18 protein-coding genes are annotated in these 21,096 nt (G+C 67.3%); 9 read left to right on the top strand and 9 right to left on the bottom strand.

Annotation, left to right across the window (positions count from 1 at the left end):
- Positions 1-182: 182 nt before the first annotated feature.
- From yidC to rpmH, 4 genes are read right to left on the bottom strand one after another with little or no spacing between them, the layout of a single operon-like run.
- Positions 183-1,922 (bottom strand): membrane protein insertase YidC, encoded by a 1,740-nt coding sequence (gene yidC / locus AC1KAT_RS18290; protein WP_480328403.1) that lies wholly within the window; start codon positions 1,920-1,922, stop codon positions 183-185.
- Entirely contained in the window at positions 1,919-2,254 is a 336-nt protein-coding gene (gene yidD / locus AC1KAT_RS18285; RefSeq protein WP_480328529.1) for a membrane protein insertion efficiency factor YidD, read from the bottom strand. The genes yidC and yidD overlap by 4 nt, the downstream gene beginning before the upstream one ends.
- Before the next feature lie 11 nt (positions 2,255-2,265).
- Entirely contained in the window at positions 2,266-2,718 is a 453-nt protein-coding gene (locus AC1KAT_RS18280) for a ribonuclease P protein component (RefSeq protein ID WP_480328402.1), read from the bottom strand.
- 50 nt (positions 2,719-2,768) lie between these two features.
- Positions 2,769-2,903: a 50S ribosomal protein L34 gene (rpmH, locus tag AC1KAT_RS18275; RefSeq protein ID WP_047486751.1), complete on the bottom strand. Its 135-nt coding sequence runs from the start codon at positions 2,901-2,903 to the stop codon at positions 2,769-2,771.
- Between the two features lie 417 nt (positions 2,904-3,320).
- On the opposite strand from rpmH, the gene dnaA reads away from it, so the two are divergent.
- The 3 genes from dnaA (at position 3,321) to gyrB (ending at position 8,777) form a co-directional block, all read left to right on the top strand.
- Positions 3,321-4,760 carry a chromosomal replication initiator protein DnaA gene (gene dnaA, locus AC1KAT_RS18270; RefSeq protein WP_480328401.1) on the top strand — a complete coding sequence of 480 codons (1,440 nt, stop codon included), beginning with the start codon at positions 3,321-3,323 and terminating at the stop codon, positions 4,758-4,760.
- A gap of 233 nt (positions 4,761-4,993) precedes the next feature.
- Positions 4,994-6,100 (top strand): DNA polymerase III subunit beta, encoded by a 1,107-nt coding sequence (gene dnaN / locus AC1KAT_RS18265; protein WP_480328400.1) that lies wholly within the window; start codon positions 4,994-4,996, stop codon positions 6,098-6,100.
- Positions 6,101-6,269: 169 nt separating this feature from the next.
- The gene (gyrB, locus tag AC1KAT_RS18260) at positions 6,270-8,777 is read left to right on the top strand and encodes a DNA topoisomerase (ATP-hydrolyzing) subunit B (RefSeq protein WP_480328528.1); all 2,508 of its coding nucleotides are present in this window, start codon (positions 6,270-6,272) and stop codon (positions 8,775-8,777) included.
- 215 nt (positions 8,778-8,992) lie between these two features.
- On the opposite strand, the gene AC1KAT_RS18255 is transcribed toward gyrB, so the two are convergent.
- Positions 8,993-9,688 (bottom strand): hypothetical protein, encoded by a 696-nt coding sequence (locus AC1KAT_RS18255; protein WP_480328399.1) that lies wholly within the window; start codon positions 9,686-9,688, stop codon positions 8,993-8,995.
- Positions 9,689-9,984: 296 nt separating this feature from the next.
- On the opposite strand from AC1KAT_RS18255, the gene AC1KAT_RS18250 reads away from it, so the two are divergent.
- The 3 genes from AC1KAT_RS18250 (at position 9,985) to AC1KAT_RS18240 (ending at position 11,852) form a co-directional block, all read left to right on the top strand.
- Positions 9,985-10,368, top strand: coding sequence for an HNH endonuclease family protein (locus AC1KAT_RS18250; protein WP_480328398.1), 384 nt, complete (start codon positions 9,985-9,987; stop codon positions 10,366-10,368).
- A 105-nt stretch (positions 10,369-10,473) separates the two neighbouring features.
- Positions 10,474-11,286 (top strand): crotonase/enoyl-CoA hydratase family protein, encoded by an 813-nt coding sequence (locus AC1KAT_RS18245; protein ID WP_480328397.1) that lies wholly within the window; start codon positions 10,474-10,476, stop codon positions 11,284-11,286.
- A gap of 89 nt (positions 11,287-11,375) precedes the next feature.
- Entirely contained in the window at positions 11,376-11,852 is a 477-nt protein-coding gene (locus tag AC1KAT_RS18240; RefSeq protein WP_480328396.1) for a tellurite resistance TerB family protein, read from the top strand.
- 12 nt (positions 11,853-11,864) lie between these two features.
- On the opposite strand, the gene AC1KAT_RS18235 is transcribed toward AC1KAT_RS18240, so the two are convergent.
- Positions 11,865-13,364, bottom strand: a complete 1,500-nt coding sequence (locus AC1KAT_RS18235; protein WP_480328395.1) for a M48 family metalloprotease — start codon at positions 13,362-13,364, stop codon at positions 11,865-11,867.
- A gap of 182 nt (positions 13,365-13,546) precedes the next feature.
- Here AC1KAT_RS18235 and creD point away from each other — a divergent pair, with 182 nt between their 5' ends.
- The 3 genes from creD (at position 13,547) to AC1KAT_RS18220 (ending at position 17,222) form a co-directional block, all read left to right on the top strand.
- Positions 13,547-14,983 carry a cell envelope integrity protein CreD gene (gene creD / locus AC1KAT_RS18230; protein ID WP_480328394.1) on the top strand — a complete coding sequence of 479 codons (1,437 nt, stop codon included), beginning with the start codon at positions 13,547-13,549 and terminating at the stop codon, positions 14,981-14,983.
- Between the two features lie 84 nt (positions 14,984-15,067).
- Positions 15,068-15,952, top strand: coding sequence for an alpha/beta hydrolase (locus AC1KAT_RS18225; RefSeq protein ID WP_480328393.1), 885 nt, complete (start codon positions 15,068-15,070; stop codon positions 15,950-15,952).
- A gap of 139 nt (positions 15,953-16,091) precedes the next feature.
- Positions 16,092-17,222, top strand: coding sequence for a MupA/Atu3671 family FMN-dependent luciferase-like monooxygenase (locus tag AC1KAT_RS18220; RefSeq protein ID WP_480328392.1), 1,131 nt, complete (start codon positions 16,092-16,094; stop codon positions 17,220-17,222).
- On the opposite strand, the gene AC1KAT_RS18215 is transcribed toward AC1KAT_RS18220, so the two are convergent.
- The 3 genes from AC1KAT_RS18215 to uvrA all read right to left on the bottom strand — a co-directional run bounded on the left by AC1KAT_RS18215 (position 17,207) and on the right by uvrA (position 21,028).
- The gene (locus tag AC1KAT_RS18215; protein ID WP_480328391.1) at positions 17,207-17,533 is read right to left on the bottom strand and encodes a hypothetical protein; all 327 of its coding nucleotides are present in this window, start codon (positions 17,531-17,533) and stop codon (positions 17,207-17,209) included. The genes AC1KAT_RS18220 and AC1KAT_RS18215 overlap by 16 nt on opposite strands.
- A 99-nt stretch (positions 17,534-17,632) precedes the next feature.
- The gene (gene cspE, locus AC1KAT_RS18210) at positions 17,633-17,842 is read right to left on the bottom strand and encodes a transcription antiterminator/RNA stability regulator CspE (RefSeq protein ID WP_480328390.1); all 210 of its coding nucleotides are present in this window, start codon (positions 17,840-17,842) and stop codon (positions 17,633-17,635) included.
- A 246-nt stretch (positions 17,843-18,088) separates the two neighbouring features.
- A complete protein-coding gene (uvrA, locus tag AC1KAT_RS18205) occupies positions 18,089-21,028 on the bottom strand; it encodes an excinuclease ABC subunit UvrA (protein WP_480328389.1) in 2,940 nt (979 codons plus the stop codon).
- Between the last annotated feature and the right edge of the window lie 68 nt (positions 21,029-21,096).

Genomic DNA, 21,096 nt, shown 5'->3' with positions numbered 1-21,096 from the left:
GCTCGCGGGCCGTTCGTCGTGCGGTGTGCCTGAAGCACTTGTCACGCGGCCAGGGGCCCATGGTGCCGCCGGCCGCGCTGCAGCAACAAGCCCCCCGGGCGGGGGTCCAGAAACAAGAAGGCCCCGGGCGTGCATTCATCACGCACCAGGGCCTTCGTCATGCCTGCGTCAGATCGACGCCGTCACTTCGTGTGCAGCACGCCCATCTGCTTGTTGATGAGCCACTGCTGCGCGATCGACAAGATGTTGTTCGTCAGCCAGTACAGCACCAAGCCGGCCGGGAAGAAGAAGAACATCACCGAGAAGATCAGCGGCATGAACCACATCATCTTGGCCTGCACGGGATCGGGCGGACGCGGGTTCAGCCAGGTCTGCAGCAAGCTCGTGGCCGTCATCAGCAGCGGCAAGATGAAGTACGGGTCCGGCACCGAGAGGTCCTGCACCCAGCCGATCCACGGCGCGTTGCGCATCTCGACCGTGGACAGCAGCACCCAGTACAGCGCAATGAAGAACGGCATCTGCACGAAGATCGGCAGGCAGCCGCCCAGCGGGTTGACCTTCTCTTCGCGGTAGATGCGCATCATCTCTTGCTGCATCTGCTGCGGCTTGTCCTTCAGACGCTCGCGCAGTTCCATCACGCGCGGGTTGACGGCCTTCATCTTGGCCATCGAGCGGTAGGCACTCGCGTTGAGCCAGTAGAACGCGATCTTCAGCAGCACCACCAGCGCCACGATCGACCAGCCCCAGTTGCCGATGATCTTGTACAGCTGCGACAGCAACCAGAACAGCGGCTTGGACAGCAGCGCGAAGATGCCGTAGTCCTTCACCGACTCCAGGCCCGGGGCGAGTGCACTCAGCTTGGTTTCTTCTTGCGGGCCGACGAACAGGCGCGCGTCTTGTGCCTTGCTCTGGCCGGGCGCCACCGCGCCCAGCGGCACGATCATGCCGACCGAGTACTCGTTGGTGCCGACCTTGCGCGTGAAGAAATCGCGCGCCTGCTGCGGGTGGCCTTCGGCGCCCAGCAACCAGGCCGACGCGAAGTAGTGCTGCACCATCGCCACCCAACCGTCGTTGGCGTGCTTCGCGTGCTCGGACTTGCCCTTCTCGATGTCCTTGAAGTCGATCTTCTGGAAGCGCGAGGCCTCGCTGTAGACCGCCGGGCCCGTGAACGTGAAGTACAGGCTCGACTCACCCGGCAGCGCATTGCCGTCGCGCACCAGTTGCAGGTACAGCTGCGGGTCGATCGGCGCGTTCGACACGTTGACCACCTCGTGGCGCACACCGACCACGTAGCTGCCACGCTGGAAGGTGTAGGTCTTCACCAGCTTCGCGCCACCGACCTCGGGCGATTCGAGCTTGATCTGCAGTTCGTTCTGGCCGGGCTCCAGGGTCTCGCCCTTCGACACCACCGTCATCGTGGTCGCGTGGCTCGGCAAGGTGGCGCCGCCGCCCGCCGAGATCAGGCCCGTCTGCGCCATGTAGCGGCGCTCGTTCGATTGGTCCAGCACCACCACGTTCTTCGGCGTGACGACCTGGTCCCCCTTGCCGCTGAACAGCTCGACGAACGGCGCGTACCAGGGCTTGATCACCGCCTCTTGGTGGGCGAGCAACTCGACCCGCACGAGGTCGCCGCCCCGGGTGTCCACCGTCGCACGAACGAGGTCGGTCGTGACCTGCAGCTTTTGTGAGGCCAACGGCGCCGAAGCGACCGAGCTGGGAGGTGCAGCCCCTGTGGTGGGCGCCCCTGCGCCCACTGCTGACGCAGCCGGTGGTGTCCCAGCGGCCGACGCGGCCTGGGCCACCGCAGGTGGCGGCGGCGCAAACATCGAGGGTTTGCCGTTGTGCTTGTTCCAGGCGTCCCACAGCAGGACGAGCGACATCGAGAACACCACCCACAACAGGGTGCGGCGCATATCGGTCATGGAGAGGTCTTCTTCGCGGAAGTGAGAGAGGAGGCGGGCAGACTGCCCGACCCCGATGACGCTGTATCGACACCCGGGCGCGACCCGCGCGCGGGCGGCACCGGGTCATGGCCACCCGGGCACAAGGGATGACAACGGCCGATGCGGCGAAAGGTCAGGTAGCTGCCCGCCAGCGCGCCGTGCGTGTCGAGCGCTTCGAGCGCATAGGCCGAGCAGGTGGGGTAGAAGCGACAGCCATTGCCCAGCCAGGGGCTCAGCAACAGGCGATACGCGCGCACCGCGGCCATCAGCGCACGCCGCGGCCACAGACGCACCCGGCTGACGTGGCACATCGCGAGGTCGCTCACGTGGCGGCGCGGCGCGAGGCCTGGGCCAGCACACCGTGCAATTCATCGGCCGCCACCGAACGCAGGGCGTCAGACGCCGGACTCAGAAACGCTTTGGCGTCGAAGCCCGCGCGCAAGCGCACCACCCACAGGCCGCGTGGCAGGCTGGCATCGCGCTCGGCGCTGACCATCGCCTGGCGGATCTGGCGCTTGATCAGGTTGCGGGTCACCGCCCGCTTGGCATGCCGCTTGGGCACCACGACCCCGAACCAAACCCGGTCGGGATCCGAGTCATCCACAGGCAAGCCCCGAGCTGGTGCCTCACCTGTTGACAACTCTGGAACAACTGCATCGTGTGCCGGCTTTCGCGGGCGTGCCGGGACGCCGCGCAGAAAGTGCACGGCGAAATGCGGGCTGCGCGCGCGGCTGGGTGTGCCCAGCACGCGCTCGAAGTCGGCGCTGCGCAGCATGCGACCGATCATCTGAACGTTGCAGCCCGACTCGGCAGGCCGCCGCGTGCTCAGACAGCCAGGCGCTTGCGGCCCTTGGCGCGACGTGCGTTGATCACGGCGCGGCCGCCGCGCGTCTTCATGCGCACGAGGAAACCGTGGGTGCGGGCGCGGCGGGTCTTGGAAGCTTGGTAGGTGCGTTTCATGGTCGTTCCTGCTGGGGCCGACGGGACGCGCCACCTCAAGTGGCAGACCGCACCGGCCATTCATTCCTCGATGGCGGCTCCGTTGGACGGAACCCGAGGGGGAGTCTTCCCCAGCGACGACCGTGTGATCCCCTGCGCCAATGAACCGTTGCGGGTGTGCAGCGGTTCGCGCAAGAGGCCGGGCCTTCGCTCAAGGCCCGCTGGAGCGCCCGGGTGAATTCACCTGAGAACAACCAGCCCCGGCCTTCGGGAAACCCACTATTACACCAAAAAGCCCCAGTCTAGTCAAAGACTTGCACGGCAGTATGCGGCCTGGCGCGTCGTGTGCGACGTGTCACGCTGCTGTGGATAACCGTCCCACCGGGCCCTTGGCGCCCTTAGAATCCGCCCGCTCCAAAGAAGAGTTTTCCACAATCCATGAGCGCTGATCTCTGGCAACGCGGCTGCGAGCGACTCGCCGCCGAACTGCCCGAACAACAATTCAACACCTGGATCCGCCCCCTGCCGGCGGCCAGCGTGACGAACAACGACGAAGGCGACGCGGTCGTCGCCTCGCTGCGCGTTCCCAATCGTTTCAAGCTCGACTGGATCCGCAACCAATACGCCCACCGCATCGAAGCCGTGCTGAGCGAACTGGCCGGCAAGCCCGTTCGGCTGGACTTGACCCTGGCGCCGCGTGAAGCGCCTGTCTACGCCGGCAGCAACACCACGGTGCGACCCACGGGCGCGGTGTCGGTGGCCCGCGCCCTGAACACCGCCCCGGCCCATGCCGCGCACAGCGTGCAGATCGGCGGACCCGGCGCTGCTTCACACAGCAGCGCCACGGCGGCCCTGCCGCGCCACCGCCTCAACCCGAACCTCACCTTCGACACCCTGGTGCCCGGCCGCGCCAACCAGATGGCGCGCACCGCCGCGTTGCACGTGGCCGGCGCACCGGGCCAGATGTACAACCCACTGTTCATCTACGGCGGCGTGGGCCTGGGCAAGACGCACCTGGTGCACGCGGTCGGCAACGCGCTGTTGAGCGACCGGCCGGACGCTCGCGTGCTGTACCTGCACGCCGAGCAGTTCATCACCGACGTCGTCAAGAACTACCAGCGCAAGACCTTCGACGAGCTGAAGGCCAAGTACCACCAGCTCGACCTGCTGCTGATCGACGACGTGCAATTCTTCGCCGGCAAGGAGCGCACGCAAGAAGAGTTCTTCAACGCCTTCGAGGCCCTGCTGGCCAAGAAGGCCCACATCATCATGACCAGCGACACCTACCCCAAGGGGTTAGTGGACATCGACGAGCGCCTGACCAGCCGCTTCGACGCCGGCCTGACGGTGGCCATCGAGCCGCCCGAGCTCGAGATGCGCGTGGCCATCCTGATGCGCAAGGCCGAGGCCGAGGGCACGCCGATGCCCGAGGACGTGGCCTTCTTCGTCGCCAAGAACGTGCGCGCCAACGTGCGCGAACTCGAAGGCGCGCTGCGCAAGATCCTGGCGTACTCGCGCTTCTCGCTGAAGGACATCAACATCCAGCTCGCCCGCGAGGCGCTGAAGGACCTGCTGTCGATCCAGAACCGCCAGGTGGGCGTCGAGAACATCCAGAAGACGGTCGCCGACTTCTACAAGATCAAGGTCGCCGACATGTACAGCAAGAAGCGCCCGGCGAGCATTGCCCGCCCGCGCCAGATCGCGATGTACCTGGCCAAAGAGATGACGCAGAAGAGCCTGCCCGAGATCGGCGAGCTCTTCGGCGGGCGTGACCACACGACGGTGCTGCACGCCGTGCGCAAGATCGGCGCCGAGCGCCAGAAGAACACCGAGCTGAACCAGCAACTTCATGTGCTGGAACAGACCTTGAAAGGCTGAGGGGCAGTCTGCGCCGTTTGTCAAACAACAAGTCTGGGGACAACTTCGCAACAACTGGCGAACTGTCCACAGGCAAACGACCAGACCGAAAGTTGTTGTAGGGAAGACACCGCCGAACCCCAGGCTGCTGCACAGGGTTGGCAGGCTGTTAAACAGTTGATGGAAAAGGGGAAAATGACGTTCTCCACAGAAAACGTCTTCTCCTACTAAGACGACTAAATTAAGAGGTTGACATGATTGTCTTGAAGGCAGCGCAAGAAAAGATTCTGAGTGCTCTGCAAGCCGTGTCGGGCATCGTGGAGCGCCGGCACACCCTGCCGATCCTGGCCAACGTGCTGATCCGCAAGAACGGCAGCCAGATCGAGTTCACCACCAGCGACCTCGAGATCCAGGTGCGCACCAGTGCCGAGTTCGATGGCGATGCCGGCAACTTCTCGACCACCGTCGGCTCGCGCAAGCTGATCGACATCCTGCGTGCCCTGCCCGCCGACCAGAACGTCACCCTCTCGGCCGCCCAGAGCAAGCTGACCCTGCAAGGCGGCAAGAGCCGCTTCACCCTGCAGACGCTGCCGGCGGACGACTTTCCCCTGGTGCAAGAAGCGGCCGACTTCGGGCCGATGTTCAGCGTGCCGCAGAAGACGCTGAAGGGCCTGATCAACCAGGTGCACTTCGCGATGGCGGTGCACGACATCCGCTACTACCTCAACGGCATCCTCTTCGTCGCCGAAGGCAAGAGCCTGACGCTCGTCGCCACCGACGGCCACCGCCTGGCGCTGGCCCAGGCCACGCTCGACGTCGAGATCCCGAAGCAAGAGGTCATCCTGCCGCGCAAGACCGTGCTCGAACTGCAGCGCCTCTTGAAGGACGAAGACACGCCCATCGAGATGCGCTTCGCCGGCAACCAGGCCAAGTTCAGCTTCAGCGGCATGGAGTTCGTCACCAAGCTGGTCGAGGGCAAGTTCCCCGACTACAACCGCGTGATCCCGAAGAACCACAAGAACGCCGTGACGCTGGGCCGGGCACCGCTGCTGTCGAGCCTGCAGCGCGCCGCCATCCTGACGAGCGAAAAGTTCAAGGGTGTGCGCATCAACCTCGAACCCGGCAGCCTGCGCATCGCGTCGAGCAACGCCGAGCAGGAAGAGGCCAAGGAAGAACTCGAGATCGACTACAGCGGCGACACCATCGAGATCGGCTTCAACGTGACCTACCTGATGGACGCGCTGTCGAACATGGGTGCCGAGATGGTCAAGCTCGAACTGCAGGACACCAACTCCAGCGTGCTGATCACCGTGCCCGAGCAGGCCGGTTTCAAGTACGTCGTGATGCCGATGCGCATCTGACCGCGCAGCCCATTCCTTCCCCATCGAACAACAAGCGGGCCGTGGCCCGCTTCAGCGTTTTCAAAGGGGCCGCGAACCCTGTGTCGCGACCCGAACCGAGAGTCCCAAAGCGATGAGTGACGTGCAGAACATCCCCGAAGACGACGCCAACCAAGCCCCGCAAGAGCCCGTGGTGCCGCCGAAGCGCACCGCCGCCGAGAAGGCCTCGGACGACGCCGCCTCGAGCGCGGCCTACGGCGAAGGCAGCATCCAGATCCTCGAAGGGCTGGAGGCCGTGCGCAAGCGCCCGGGCATGTACATCGGCGACACGTCCGACGGCACCGGCCTGCACCACCTGGTGTTCGAGGTGGTCGATAACTCGATCGACGAAGCGCTGGCCGGCCATTGCGACGACATCGTCGTCACCATCCACAGCGACAACTCCATCAGCGTCACCGACAACGGCCGCGGCATCCCGACCGGCGTGAAGATGGACGACAAGCACGAGCCCAAGCGCAGTGCGGCCGAGATCGCGCTGACCGAGCTGCACGCGGGCGGCAAGTTCAACCAGAACAGCTACAAGGTCTCGGGCGGCCTGCACGGCGTGGGCGTCTCGTGCGTCAACGGCCTGAGCAAGTGGCTGCGCCTCACGGTGCGCCGCGACGGCAAGGTGCACTTCCTCGAGTTCAAGCAAGGTATTCCGCAAGACCGGATCATCGAGCAGCGCAACGGCTTCGACGTGTCGCCGATGAAGATCACCGGCGAGACCGAGAAGCGCGGCACCGAGGTGCACTTCCTGCCCGACCTGGAAATCTTCTCGAACATCGACTTCCACTACGACATCCTCAGCAAACGCCTGCGTGAACTGAGCTTCCTGAACAACGGCGTCAAGATCCGCCTGATCGACGAGCGAAACAACAAGGAAGACAACTTCGCCTACGCCGGCGGCGTGAAGGGCTTCGTCGAATTCATCAACACCGGCAAGAAGACGCTGCACCCGAACATCTTCCACGCCGTGGGCGACAAGATGAGCGACCAGCAGACCAACATCGGCGTCGAAGTGGCGATGCAGTGGAACGACGGCTACAGCGAGAGCGTGCTGTGCTTCACCAACAACATCCCGCAGCGCGATGGCGGCACCCACCTGACCGGCCTGCGCGCCGCGATGACGCGCATCATCAACAAGTACATCGAAGACAACGAGCTGGCCAAGAAGGCCAAGGTCGAGATCACCGGCGACGACATGCGCGAAGGCCTGTGCTGCGTGCTGAGCGTGAAGGTGCCCGAGCCCAAGTTCAGCAGCCAGACCAAAGACAAGCTCGTGTCGAGCGAAGTGCGCGGCCCGGTCGAAGACGTGGTCAGCAAGACGCTCACCGACTACCTGCTCGAAAACCCGACCGACGCCAAGATCATCTGCGGCAAGATCGTCGAGGCGGCGCGTGCCCGTGAAGCCGCCCGCAAGGCCCGCGAAATGACGCGCCGCAAAGGCGTGCTCGACGGCATGGGCCTGCCCGGCAAGCTGGCCGACTGCCAAGAGAAAGACCCCGCGCTGTGCGAGATCTACATCGTCGAGGGCGACTCCGCCGGCGGCTCGGCCAAGCAAGGGCGTGACCGCAAGTTCCAGGCGATCCTGCCGCTGCGCGGCAAGATCTTGAACGTCGAGCGCGCACGTTTCGAACGCCTGCTGACTAGCAATGAAATCTTGACGCTGATCACCGCGCTCGGCACCAGCATCGGCAAAGACGAGTTCAACCCCGACAAGCTGCGCTACCACCGCATCATCATCATGACCGACGCGGACGTGGACGGCGCGCACATCCGCACGCTGCTGCTCACGTTCTTCTACCGGCAGATGCCCGAGATCGTCGAGCGCGGCCACATCTACATCGCGCAGCCGCCGCTCTACAAGGTCAAGCTCGGCAAGGAAGAGCAGTACCTCAAGGACGGCATCGAACTCGACGCCTACCTGCTGAAGGTGGCACTGAAAGAAGCCAAGCTCGACACCGGCGTCAACGGTGTCGTGCTGCAAGGCGAGACGCTCGAAACCTTGGCACGCCAATACGTGCTGGCCAACAACGTGGTCGAACGCCTGAGCAACTGGATGGACATCGAAGCCCTGCGCGCGATGGCCAACGGCCTGGAGGTCAACCTCGACTCACTCGAAGCCGCCGAAGCCTCGGCCACTGCGATGAAGGCCGCGTTGCACAACGCCGAAGTCACCGCCGAGTTCGATGCGCGCATGGACAAGCACATCCTGCGCATCAGCCGCATGCACCACGGCAACGTCAAGAGCAGCGTCATCAGCGCCGACTTCGTGCACGGTGCCGACTACGAAGCCCTCAGCACCGCTGGCAAAACCTTCAAGGGCCTCGTCAGCGCCGAGGCCATCGTCAAGCGCGGCGAAGGCGAGAAGCAGAAAGAGTCGCAAGTCGGCGACTTCCGCCAAGCCATGGCCTGGCTCATCACCCAGGCCGAAAACGCCGTCGGTCGCCAGCGCTACAAGGGCCTCGGCGAGATGAACCCCGAGCAGCTGTGGGAAACCACGATGGACCCGAACGTGCGCCGCCTGCTGCGCGTGCAGATCGAAGACGCGATCGAAGCCGACCGCGTCTTCACGATGCTGATGGGCGACGAGGTCGAGCCGCGCCGGGAGTTCATCGAGGCCAATGCGCTGCGGGCGGCGAACATCGACGTGTGATTCGCCGGTTGGGTCGCAGGCGGCCGACCAGTTGCAGCGTGCGCCTGATTTCCCGCCCTGAGGGTGAGCGGTCGATCGGGCGTCGCTGCATTGAAGCTGCGGGATGGCCTCCCCGGTCGCTTCCGGTGAGCGGCACAGGCTCCCGCCGAACGAACGCAACTTGCCCCACCGGGCCGCAGTCCGAGAGCCACGCACTCATGCGTGGCGCCATGCGCTCAGTTGGCCTGGATGCGTGATGTGTCCAATGTGCGTGCCCATTCAGCGGCACGCGCCTCGGCAGCGGCCCGCACTTCGGGCGTCACGCGGGGCAGCAGTTGTGCTCGCACACGCCGATCCGCCTGGCACGAATACTTCAGATCGCGCTTGCCGATGGTTCGCTTGAGCACGCAGTCGAAGTGGTACGCCCCGGCCACATCTTCGTAGGCCTGTGGCACGGCATCCGCGAGCACGGTGGCGTACTTCGCCACCCACTCGGCCGACATGCGCCGGTAGGCCGGATCGAACGCACCGGCCGCATGTGTGCGCGCCACCACGTCACGCAGATCGGCCAAGACCGCGGGCCGCTTGTCGATGTTCGGGATGCCGGGTGGCGCCTTGGTCTCGCTGGTGCCGTTGTCGCTCTCGATCGTCACGGTCCAGCCCTCGTTCGGCAGCAGTTTTTCTTCGTGGCAGACCATCACGTTGTTGGCCAGTCCGGCCAGCGTGGTGATGGCCCATGGATCGCCTCGCTGGGCCAGCGCGTCTGTGCCGGTGCGCCACTTCTTGTACGCGCTCACCTGCCGCTGGCCGGTCAACACACTGCAGTCGTCGAGGTCCAGCGCGGGCTCGCCTTTGCCTGCGGCTTGCACGCCACCCGAGGCCGCAAAGGCGATGCAGAGCACCAAAGCGACGTTGAGCGTCTTGCGAATCATGTGTCTCTTCTCCCTGAATTGGTCGGCCGTTCCCGCTCAGTCGTTGTCGCTGGGCGGGTGAGCCGCAGTTGTCGCACCGAACCAGGCGGCAGTCTGGCAACGATTGTCCCCGGACCGCCCGAGCTCGCAGCGGCGAAGCGGGGCGGCGTCGCGGCCGAGGTGGGCTGGCAGGCAGACAACAGAGCAGGCAGCGTCAGGGCGGCGAACGGTGTCGCCCGGTGTGGGCGCGAGAGGCATTGCATGATGCGGGGGATGAAGGGCCAGAAGTGCGATGCGGGCCGCCGCCCGCAAGGTGAATGGCCGGTATCGGCTCGGTGTTGGGAGTCCCCACGATGGTGGTGAAGCGTTCGCTGCGTGACAAGCCGGATTGGTTGCGGGTGTCGGCCGCTGACGCAGAGGCCAGCTGCCCTCTGTGCGGTCGCCCCCTGGTGGCCGGTCCGAGCGTGGACGAGCACCACCTTGTGCCGCGCAGCCGGGGCGGGGTGGTGAAGCACCTGGTGCACCGCATTTGCCATCGCAAGATCCACGCGACCTTCACCGAGAAGGAGCTGGCGCGGCAGTTCCACTCGTGGGACAGCTTGCGGGCCCACCCCGCGATGTCGGACTTCGTTCGCTGGGTGGCGAACAAGCCGCCAGAGTTCTACCGGCGCAACGACCGGTTCTCGGACAAGAAGCGCTGACGCCCAGGCGGCACGCCCCGAGCCTGGGCACGCTTACAGTGCGGCGTCCGTTCCGGGTGGCTCCCATGGCCGCCTCGGGTTTCAGGTTTTCTTCCACGCCACACCATGACCGACCTCCTCGACCGCGTCCGCATCACCGTCTCCGACACGGGTATCGCCGAAGTCGCCCTCACCCGCGCCGATAAGATGAACGCCATCGACGCGGCGATGTTCACGTCGATCAACGACGCCATCGACCAACTCAAGAACGACCCCACCGTGCGCGTCGTCGTGCTGCACGGCGAAGGCCGTGGCTTCTGCGCCGGGCTCGACATGGGCCGCTTTCAGCAGATGGGCGAAGGCCAGACCAGCGGCTCGCTGGGCCGCGACCTGATGGACCGCACGCACGGCCTGGCCAATGCGGCGCAGAACGTCGGCTGGGGCTGGCGCGAGCTGCCGGTGCCGGTGATTGCCGCCGTGCATGGCGTGGCCTTCGGGGGCGGCTTGCAGATCGCGCTGGGGGCCGACATTCGCCTCGTGCACCCCGAGACCAAGCTGTCGGTGATGGAGGTGAAATGGGGCCTGGTGCCCGACATGTCGGGCTGCGTGTTCATGACCGAACTCGTGCGTGCCGACGTGCTGCGCGAGCTGACCTTCACCGGCCGCATCGTCTCGGGGGTCGAGGCGCAGGCGATCGGCCTGTGCACGCGCGTGAGCGACGACCCGCTGGCCGAGGCGCGGGCCCTGGCGGCCGAGATCGCGGGCAAGAGCCCCGACGCCATCCGCGCGGGCAAGCGCCTGCTCAACGGCGCCTCGCCGGTGCGTGCGGGCGAGGTGCTGCTGGCCGAAGCGAAAGAGCAGAAGGCGCTGATCGGCAGCCCGAACCAGCGCGAGGCCGCACGGGCCGGGCTGGAAAAGCGCGCGCCGGTGTTTCGCTGAACGGCGGCGGCCGGGCGCCGGAACTTGCCGGCACCGGCCCGGTCCGCCACTGACCGATTCGACCCGCACCCACCCCGCGACCCCCGCCCATGCTGCGCACCCTCAAAGACCTCTTCAACACCCTGGTGCCGCCGGCGCCGGGCGGTGATCCGGCCCAGGCCGAGCACGCCTTGCAGCTGGCCACGGCGGTGATGCTCACCGAGGTGATGCGGGCCGACGCGGGCTTTCATGCGGACGAACGTGCGGCCGTGCTGACCGCGCTGCGCGACAAGTTCGCCTTGGGCGAGGACGAAGCGCAGCGCCTGTCGGAGCTGGCCGAGACCACGGCGCAGGCCTCGACCGACCTCTACGCCTTCACCTCACGCATCAACGAGCGCTTCGAGATGCCGCAGAAGCTGCGCATGGTCGAGCACATGTGGCGCGTGGCCTATGCCGACGGGCACCTGAGCGAGCACGAGCGTCACGTGCTGTGGCGCATCGCCGACCTGCTGCACGTGCCGCAAGGCGCCTACGTGCACGCACGGATGCGGGCACAGCAAGAGGCCGAGGGGCGCACGGGCGGCTGAGCCCTCACCTCGTCACTGCACGACCTTGACCCGCTGGCCCACCTGCGGCTCGGCGCCGCCGCCGTAGGCGCTGTTCATCAGGCGCAGCTGTTCTTCGGCTTGCGTCGTGAGCGGTGAGCTTTTCGCCAGCTCGGCGAAACCGCCGCGTGGGAAGCTCGTCGTCTTGACCACCCAAGGCCGGGCGGCGGTGCGGTCGGCGGCGGTCAGCGCACGAAACGAGCCTTCGGCTTCTTGCATCTGCGCGGCCACGCGCTGCAGCGCGGCGCTGTCTTTGCCGGCGTGCTGCAAGAGGTAGTTCTTGCCGCCGGGCCCGGTGACGAGGGTCAGCCGCGCGGCGACGTTCTGGCCCTGTTTGTTGCGCACCGTGCCGGTGAACTGCGTGGCGCTCAGGCCGTTGAGACTGCGGCGCTCGGTGCGGCCATCGACGGGCTTGATGGCGTTGCGGATGATTTCATCGTGCGTGCTGCCGGCCTTGTCGGGCACCAGCCGCACGATGAGCCCGGCGTCGCGTGCGCCGTTGACGAGCACGATGGCCTCGGGCGAGTTCTGCACCTGCCAGCCCTGCGGCGCGGTCAGCGCAATGCCCAGTTCTTCGTGGAAGAAGTTGCGCCCGCGAGTGAGGCCTTGCGAGGCGCTTTCGCCGAAGGCCATGCCGTCGACGGCCTGCAGGTAGCGCCCGCGGTTGTCGTCGCCGTAGCGGCCGGTGTTGTAGCGCGCGGCGTACTCGCGGATGTCGGCCAGGCGCTTGTCGTTGCTGGGGTGCGAGGCCAGCCAGTTGCCACCCGAGGGCGCGGCCTTGCCTTCGGCCTTGGCGGCTTCGGCGGCGAAGCGTTCCTGGTTCTTCAGCACGCCGATCACATCGACCATGTTCTGCGGGTTGTACTGGTTGCGCGCCAGGTACTCGGCGCCCAGCTGGTCGGCCTGCGACTCTTGCTCGCGGCTGTACGAGGCGATGTAGCCGGCCGCAGCCACCTGCGACACCTGCCCGGCCAGGTCGGTGGCGCCGCGCACGCCACCGGCTTCGAGCACCGCACCCAGCACGGTGGCGGCGATCACGCCGATGCCAGCGGTCTGCTGGCGGGTCGCGCGTTGCGCGCCGTGGCGCGCGGTGACGTGGCCGATCTCGTGGCCGATGACGCCGGCGAGTTCGGCCTCGCTGTCGAGGTAGGCCATGATCCCGCGCGTCACGTAGACGTAGCCGCCGGGCAACGCGAAGGCGTTGATCTCGGGGCTGTCGAGCACGGTGAAGGTCCAGGTGAGGTTCGCGCGGTGCGACTGCTTGGCCAGGCGCTGGCCGATGTCGTTCACATAGGCCTGCAGCGCCGCGTTCTTGTAGACGCCGTATTCCTTGATGACCTCGGCGTGCGCCTTCTTGCCTTGCTCGATCTCGTCGGCCTCGCTCATCACCGAGCGCTCGGTCTCGCCGGTGACGGGGTTGACGACCGGGGTGCCGCAGCCCACGGCCAGCAAAGAGGCCATCCACACAGACACGACGACGCGGCGAATACGCATGGCTCACAACTCCAGGTCAGCAGGCCCTCGTGGGCCGGGGCGGCAAGCGTAGCCCAGCGGCGAAGCCCGGGCACGCGGCGTGTTTCTTCACCGGGGCTTCACACAACGCATGCGTGCTTCATGCGGCGCACACGGGCGCTTCGCAGACTCCGCGGCTTCGTACACAGCCAAGGAGAGGACGCATGAGATTTCCCGTGTTGGGCAAAGTGGCCGCGCTGGGCGCGGTCGCGGTGGCGCTGCTGGTCGGCCTGGAGTCGATCGACGGCATCGTCAAGGAACGGCAGGCCACCCAGTGGTCGGCCGAGCAAGGCCTGGCCGACAGCCTCGCCGGCACGCAGGCCGTGGTGGGCCCGGTGCTGCTGCGCCGCTGCACCGAAGCCTGGGACCGCACCGAAGGCGAAGGCGACAAACGCCGCACCGTCGCCGACCAGCGCCAGTTCGTGCTCGCAGCCTGGCCGCGCAGCGTGCAGGCCGAGGTGCAGGTGGGCATCGAGCCCTTGCACCGGGGCCTGTTCAAGCTCAACAGCTACCTCGCCAAGACCGAGTGGCAGGCCGAGTGGGCGGACCTTTCGGCGCTGCGTCCGGTGGCCGAGCACCCTGGCGGCCGCGTCGCCTGTGAGGCGCCGATGCTGTCGTTCTCGGTGAGCGACGCGCGCGGCATCCAGTCGGCCACGCTGCGCGCGGGTGCGCAGGCCCTGACCGTGCGGCCCGGCAGCGAGTGGGCGGCACACCCGGCCGGCCTGCACGGCGTGATCGCCGACGCGGCGGCCAGCGCCGAGGCGCCGCTGCGCCTGAGCGCGTCGCTCAACCTGGCTGGCACCGGCAACCTGTCGTTCGTGCCGGTCGGTGACGACACCCGCGTGAAGCTCGGCTCGAACTGGGCGCACCCGTCGTTCGGCGGGCGCTTCCTGCCGGTCGAGCGGCAGATCACCGACACCCGCTTCGACGCGCAGTGGCAGGTCAGCGCGCTGGCCAGCACCGCGCGCCACGGCCTGCTGCAGGGCGTGGCCGTGTGCGGCACCAGTGCCACGCCCGCGCAGGCCCAGACCGCCGCGCGGGTCACCGACGGCAGCCCGACCTGCGTGGACAGCTTCGGCGTCAGCTTCATCGACCCGGTGAACCCCTACGTGCTGAGCGACCGCGCCATCAAGTACGGCCTGCTCTTCATCGCGCTGACCTTCGTCGGCGTCGGCCTGGTCGAGGTGATGCGCCGCCTGCGCGTGCACCCGTTGCAGTACCTGCTGGTCGGTTGCGCGCTGACGCTGTTCTTCCTGATGCTGGTGAGCCTGTCCGAGCACTTCGCGTTCGGCTGGTCGTACCTCGGCGCCGCCGCGGCCTGCAGCCTCTTGCTCACCTACTACGCGGCCCACGTGCTGCGCGGCTGGGGGCCGGGCCTGGTGTTCGGCACGGGCATTGCAGGCCTCTACGGCGCGCTCTATGCCCTGCTGCAGATGGAGCAGACGGCCATGGTGCTGGGCTCGGCGCTGTTGTTCGTGGTGCTTGCGGCGGTGATGGTCGCCACACGTCGCCTCGACTGGTATGCGCTGATGGCGCAGATGCGCGAACCGACCACGCCTGCGCCGTCGCGGCCGGTGCCTGCGGCCGACGGGCGCGGCTGAACTTCTCGCGGGCCGCCGGGGTCATCACGCCTCGCCGCCCGCGACCCTGCACTTCTTCGTGTCTGTTTCTGGAGCCCGATCGACATGGCGTTTCGCCGAATCACCCTGGCGGGCCTCGCGCTCGCCACGGCCCTCTTGACCGCTGGCGGCTGCAGCGTGCTCGACGAGCACCAGCGCCGCTGGGTCTTCCAGCCCAGCCGCGACACCTGGCGCGGCGCCGGCAACACCGAAGGCATGGCCGACGTGTGGCTCACGCACACTTCGGCGGTCGATGCGCAGGCCATCCGCCTGCACGGCCTGTGGCTGCCGCAGGCCAACCCGCGCGCGCCGGTGGCGCTGTACCTGCACGGTGCGCGCTGGGACGTGGCCAGCGGCGCCGGCCGCATCCGGCGCCTGCACGAGATGGGGTTCTCGGTGCTGGGCATCGACTACCGCGGCTTCGGCAAGAGCAGCGACGTGCTGCCCTCCGAAGCCGGTGTGCACGAAGACGCGCGCGTTGCCTGGGACTGGCTCGCGCGCGAACGCCCCGGCGCCCCGCGCTACGTGTTCGGCCATTCGCTGGGCACCGCCATCGCGGTGCACCTGGCCAGCGAGCTGCCCGCCGACGCTCGCCCGGCCGGGGTGATGCTGGAGAGCGCGTTTCCGTCGGTGCCGGCGGTCGCGTCCACCTTCAAGTGGGGCTGGTTGCCGTTCAGTGCGCTGGTCACGCAGCGATTCGATTCGGCCGCGCGCATCGGCCAGCTGCGCGAGGTGCCGCTGCTGTTCGTGCACGGCGCGAACGACCGACACATCCCGCCGCGGCTGGGCCGGGCGCTGTACGAGAAGGCGCCGTCGCCCAAGCGCTTCGTGCTGGTCGATGGCGGCACGCACCACAACGCCGGCTGGGTCGGCCTCGGGCCCTCGCGCGAGGCCATGGGCGAGCTGTTCGGGCTTCCGGCGCCGAAAGGGTCGGCCAAGGCCGTGCGGTAAGTCGCAGCGCGCGCACGCCGCGCCCCCACGCCCACGGGGGCGGCACCGCAAAGCTTTACCTGGATCAACAAAGCCGCCCGCCGGCCCTGCTGTGATGCGCCCCCAGGCCCGCATGGGTGGGCCGCGACCGGGGGCCCCGATGCCGAATTCAACGCGCCACACCAGCAGCCTGCGCCCGCTGGCCTTCAGCCTCTACTACTTCGCCAGCGACGAGGGCGGCGCCTCGGCGGCCGACAAACGCCGCCTGCTGTTCGACAGCGCCCGCTTCGCCGACGAGCGCGGTTTCTCGGCCGTGTGGGCGCCCGAGCGGCACTTCCACGCCTTCGGTGGCCTGTCGCCCAACCCCTCGGTGACGGCGGCGGCGCTGGCGGCCATCACCGAGCACGTGCGCATCCGCTCGGGCAGCGTGGTCGTGCCCCTGCACCACCCGGCGCGCATCGCTGAAGAATGGGCGCTGGTGGACTTTCTCTCGGGCGGCCGGGTGGACCTGTCGCTGGCCTCGGGCTGGTTTCCGAACGACTTCGTGCTCGCCCCGCCCGGCGCCTACGAGCGGCGCAACGAGCTGGTCTTCGAGCGCGTGCCCGAGCTGCGGCGCCTGTGGGCCGGAGAGCCCTTCGAGGCCGTCAACCCGCTGGGCGACACGGTGCAACTGCGCACCATGCCCCGCCCGGTGCAGGCCACGCTGCCGATCTGGATCACCGCCGCCGGCAACCCGGAGACGTTCCGCCGCGCGGGCGCGCTGGGGCTGAACATCCTGACCCACCTGCTGGGCCAATCGCTCGACGCGCTGGCCTCGAAGATCGCCGTCTACCGCGAGGCGTGGCGGGCGGCGGGTCACGCGGGCGAAGGCACCGTGACCCTGATGCTGCACACCTTCGTCGGCGAAGACGACGCCCAGGTGCGGCGCACCGTGAAGGCGCCGATGCTGCACTACCTGGCGAGCTCGACCAACCTCGTCGGTGCGTACACGCAGGCCGTGCCCTTCTTCCAGAAGTCAGGCGGGGCCGAGGCGGCGGCGCTCGCGCCCGATGAAGTCAGCGACGCGCTGGAGTTCTCGTTCGAGCGCTACTACTCGACCAGCTCACTGATGGGCACGATGGACGCGTGCCTGGCGATGACCGACCGCCTGCGCGAGATCGAGGTGGACGAGGTCGCCTGCCTGATCGACTTCGGCGTTGGTGCCGACGAGGTGCTGGCCGCGCTGCCGCTGCTCGACGAGTTGCGCGAGCTGGCCAACATCAGCGAAGACGACTTTCAGGTCGCGGCCTGAGGGTCTTCGGGCGGCTTTTCGGACGTCTCCGGCGCTTCGGGCTTGTCCGCGCCGTCTTTCGCCGGGCGCGCGGCCAGCAACGCGGCCATGCGGTCCACGTCGCGTTCGAAGGCGGCGATGGTGTGCTCCGAGATCGTCGTGTGCAGCAGCACCGTGCGCGCGATCTCGGCGTTGTTCTCGAAGCCGCGCAGCAGCTCGGCGCGCACGCGCGGCGGCAAGGCCTCGCACATGGCGCTGACCATGGCGTTCACGGCCACGAGGCTGCCCTTCAACTCGCAGATGCGTTCGGTCGCGTCTTGCAGGTTCTTCATCGCAGCCCCCTTTGCAGTTTCGTTGGCACCAATAAAAAAACCGCGGCAGGGCCGCGGTTCGTTCGCTCACCCTCGCTTGCGCGAAGGTGAAGGCGGCGATCAGAGCGTGCGAATGTTCGACGCTTGCGGGCCCTTCTGGCCCTGCGTCACTTCGAACTCGACGCGCTGAGCTTCGGCCAGGGTCTTGAAGCCGCTGCCCTTGATTTCGCTGAAGTGGGCGAACAGATCCTTGCCGCCGTTGTCAGGCGAAATGAAGCCGAAGCCCTTGCCTTCGTTGAACCACTTGACGGTACCGGTTTCGGTTGCCATATCGATATTTCCTTTCAGGTGTAAGCGACGGCACATGCCGGCGCTGCTTGCAGAGACGCCAAGAAGATCACCCTGGGGAGATTCGACCCGAGAACCGGCGGGGAGCCGGCCGTACAGAATAGAAAGACCTGCGAAAGACGGTCTTGAACATGTCTACCGGGCGCATCGTACAGGTCGCGCACGTTGGCGGTGCAAATAATGACCTTCGGTTTGTGAAGGCCATCATGAAAGTGCAGCGCTTGCTGCTCAGCGCCGCGAGCGCGCCAGCAGGGGCTTCAAGTAGTGCCCGGTGTGGCTGGCCGGGTTCGCGGCCACGGCTTCGGGCGTGCCTTCGGCCACCACCTGGCCGCCGCCCGCGCCGCCTTCGGGGCCCATGTCGATCAGCCAGTCGGCGGTCTTGATGACGTCGAGGTTGTGTTCGATCACCACCACCGTGTTGCCGGCGTCGCGCAACTGGTGCAGCACCTTGAGCAAGAGGTCGATGTCGGCGAAGTGCAGGCCGGTGGTGGGCTCGTCGAGGATGTACAGCGTGCGGCCGGTGTCGCGCTTGCTCAGCTCCAGGGCGAGCTTTACGCGCTGCGCCTCGCCGCCCGACAGCGTGGTCGCGCTCTGGCCGAGGCGGATGTAGCCCAGGCCCACGTCGAGCAGCGTCTGCAGCTTGCGTGCGATGTTGGGCACCGCGTTGAAGTAGCCGTGCGCGTCTTCGACGGTGAGGTTCAGTACCTCGGTGATGTTCTTGCCCTTGTACTGGACCTCGAGCGTTTCGCGGTTGTAGCGCTTGCCGTGGCACACGTCGCAGGGCACGTACACGTCGGGCAAGAAGTGCATCTCGACCTTGAGCACGCCGTCACCCTGGCAGGCCTCGCAGCGCCCGCCGGCCACGTTGAAGCTGAAGCGGCCCGGGCCGTAGCCGCGCTCGCGCGCGGTGGGCACCTCGGCGAAGAGCTCGCGGATCGGTGTGAAGAGCCCCGTGTAGGTGGCGGGGTTGCTGCGCGGCGTGCGGCCGATCGGGCTTTGATCGACGTTGATGACCTTGTCGAAGGCGTCGAGGCCTTCGATCGCATCGTGCGCCTCGGGCTCGGCGTGGCTGTTGTAGAGCTTGCGCGCCACCGCCGCGTACAGCGTGTCGTTGACCAGCGTGCTCTTGCCCGAGCCCGACACGCCGGTCACGCAGGTCAGCAGGCCCACCGGCAGGCTCACCGTCACGCCTTTCAGGTTGTTGCCACGGGCGTTGACGATGCGCAGCCGCTGCGGGTCGGTGCTGTCTTCGACACGCCGGCGCGTCTTCGGCACCGCGATGCGCAGCACCTGCGACAGGTACCTGCCCGTCAACGACTCGGGGTGCGCCGCGACCTCGTCGGGCGTGCCTTCGGCGATCACCTGCCCGCCGTGCACGCCCGCGCCGGGGCCCATGTCGATCACGTGGTCGGCGGCGCGGATCGCGTCTTCGTCGTGCTCGACCACCAGCACGCTGTTGCCCAGGTCGCGCAGGTGGCGCAGCGTGCCGATCAGGCGGTCGTTGTCGCGCTGGTGCAGGCCGATGCTGGGTTCGTCGAGCACGTACATCACGCCGGTCAGCCCCGAGCCGATCTGCGACGCGAGGCGGATGCGCTGCGCCTCGCCGCCGCTCAGCGTGTCGGCGCTGCGGTCGAGGCTCAGGTAGTTGAGCCCCACGTCGTTCAGGAACTGCAGACGCGAGCGGATCTCGCGGATCACCTTGTCGGCGATCTCGGCCTTGGCGCCGCTCAGCTGCAGGCCTTCGAAGTAGGCCAAGCACTCGGCCAGCGTGAAGTGCTCGACACGGTAGATCGGCTCGCCGCGGGCCTTGCTCTTGCCCCCGGTGTGCAAGAACACGTGCCGCGCTTCGCGCCGCAGCCGTGCGCCGTCGCATTCGGGGCAGGCCTGCTCGCTCTGGTAGCGCGCGAGGTCTTCGCGCACGGCCGCCGAGTCGGTCTCTTTGTAGCGGCGCTGCAGCGTCGGCACGATGCCTTCGAAGGTGTGCCAGCGCTTGACCGAGCGTGTCTTGCCCTTGGGGCCTTCGGCCTCGTAGACGAAGGGCACCTCTTCGCTGCCCGAGCCGTACAGCAGCACCTGCTTGGCCTTCTTCGGCAGCTCGTCGAAGGGCGTGTCGATGTCGAACTGGTAGTGCGCGGCCACGCTTTCCAGCAGCGAGAAGGTGTAGCCGTTGCGCCGGTCCCAGCCCTTGACCGCGCCGCTGGCCAGGCTCAACGACGGGAAGGCGACGACCCGCTGCGGATCGAACTCGGTCACTTGGCCCAAGCCATCGCAGCTCGGGCAGGCGCCCACTGGCGAGTTGAACGAGAACAGGCGTGGTTCGAGTTCACTGAGCGAGTAGCTGCAGATCGGGCAGGCGAACTTGTTCGAGAACAGGTGTTCTTTCGTGCTGTCCATCTCGAACGCCATCGCGCGGCCCTCGGCGATACGCAGCGCGGCCTCGAAGCTCTCGGCCAGCCGCTGCTGCAGGCCGTCTTGCGTCTTCACGCGGTCGATCACGACGTCGATGTCGTGCTTGTCGTTCTTCTTCAGCTTGGGCACGTCGGCCGCGTCGTAGGTCGTGCCGTCGATGCGAAAGCGAACGAAGCCCTGCGCCTGCATGTCGGCAAACAGGTCGGCGAACTCGCCCTTGCGGTCGCGCACCACCGGCGCCAGCACCATCAGCTTCGTTCCTTCGGGCAGCGCGAGCACGGCATCGACCATCTGGCTCACGCTTTGCGCCTGCAGCGGCACGTCGTGCTCGGGGCAGAAGGGCGTGCCGGCGCGCGCGTAGAGCAGGCGCAGGTAGTCGTGGATCTCGGTCACCGTGCCCACGGTGGAGCGCGGGTTGTGGCTGGTCGCCTTCTGCTCGATGCTGATTGCCGGCGACAGGCCCTCGATCACGTCCACGTCGGGCTTGTCCATCAACTGCAGGAACTGCCGCGCATAGGCGCTCAGGCTTTCGACGTAGCGCCGCTGCCCTTCGGCGTACAGGGTGTCGAAGGCCAGGCTCGACTTGCCCGAGCCGCTCAAGCCGGTGATCACCACCAGCTTGTGGCGCGGGATGTCGAGGTCGATGTTCTTGAGGTTGTGCGTGCGCGCGCCGCGCACCCGGATCACCGAGGCCTCGATCGAGGTTTCGCGGGGTGTCGCCGGAGGCGGGGTCGAAGAAGGCGGGGAGCGACGGGGCATCGGGCGGACCGGCGAGGCAAACGAAAAATCATAGCGGCCGGGCCCCGCACGCTACGGCCCCTGCTGAC

Source organism: Piscinibacter sp. PDB5-1, from assembly GCF_056676035.1.
This window is presented reverse-complemented; position numbering and strand designations above follow the sequence as displayed.

Bases quoted from the DNA above. Each gene is read 5' to 3' on its own strand.
- AC1KAT_RS18235 (WP_480328395.1), bottom strand. From the start codon at position 13,364: ATGCGTATTCGCCGCGTCGTCGTGTCTGTGTGGATGGCCTCTTTGCTG.
- creD (WP_480328394.1), top strand. From the start codon at position 13,547: ATGAGATTTCCCGTGTTGGGCAAAGTGGCCGCGCTGGGCGCGGTCGCG.
- dnaA (WP_480328401.1), top strand. From the start codon at position 3,321: ATGAGCGCTGATCTCTGGCAACGCGGCTGCGAGCGACTCGCCGCCGAA.
- cspE (WP_480328390.1), bottom strand. From the start codon at position 17,842: ATGGCAACCGAAACCGGTACCGTCAAGTGGTTCAACGAAGGCAAGGGC.
- AC1KAT_RS18250 (WP_480328398.1), top strand. From the start codon at position 9,985: ATGGCCGGTATCGGCTCGGTGTTGGGAGTCCCCACGATGGTGGTGAAG.
- AC1KAT_RS18220 (WP_480328392.1), top strand. From the start codon at position 16,092: ATGCCGAATTCAACGCGCCACACCAGCAGCCTGCGCCCGCTGGCCTTC.
- dnaN (WP_480328400.1), top strand. From the start codon at position 4,994: ATGATTGTCTTGAAGGCAGCGCAAGAAAAGATTCTGAGTGCTCTGCAA.
- AC1KAT_RS18245 (WP_480328397.1), top strand. From the start codon at position 10,474: ATGACCGACCTCCTCGACCGCGTCCGCATCACCGTCTCCGACACGGGT.
- AC1KAT_RS18240 (WP_480328396.1), top strand. From the start codon at position 11,376: ATGCTGCGCACCCTCAAAGACCTCTTCAACACCCTGGTGCCGCCGGCG.
- rpmH (WP_047486751.1), bottom strand. From the start codon at position 2,903: ATGAAACGCACCTACCAAGCTTCCAAGACCCGCCGCGCCCGCACCCAC.
- yidC (WP_480328403.1), bottom strand. From the start codon at position 1,922: ATGACCGATATGCGCCGCACCCTGTTGTGGGTGGTGTTCTCGATGTCG.
- uvrA (WP_480328389.1), bottom strand. From the start codon at position 21,028: ATGCCCCGTCGCTCCCCGCCTTCTTCGACCCCGCCTCCGGCGACACCC.
- AC1KAT_RS18280 (WP_480328402.1), bottom strand. From the start codon at position 2,718: ATGCTGCGCAGCGCCGACTTCGAGCGCGTGCTGGGCACACCCAGCCGC.
- AC1KAT_RS18255 (WP_480328399.1), bottom strand. From the start codon at position 9,688: ATGATTCGCAAGACGCTCAACGTCGCTTTGGTGCTCTGCATCGCCTTT.
- AC1KAT_RS18225 (WP_480328393.1), top strand. From the start codon at position 15,068: ATGGCGTTTCGCCGAATCACCCTGGCGGGCCTCGCGCTCGCCACGGCC.
- AC1KAT_RS18215 (WP_480328391.1), bottom strand. From the start codon at position 17,533: ATGAAGAACCTGCAAGACGCGACCGAACGCATCTGCGAGTTGAAGGGC.
- yidD (WP_480328529.1), bottom strand. From the start codon at position 2,254: ATGTGCCACGTCAGCCGGGTGCGTCTGTGGCCGCGGCGTGCGCTGATG.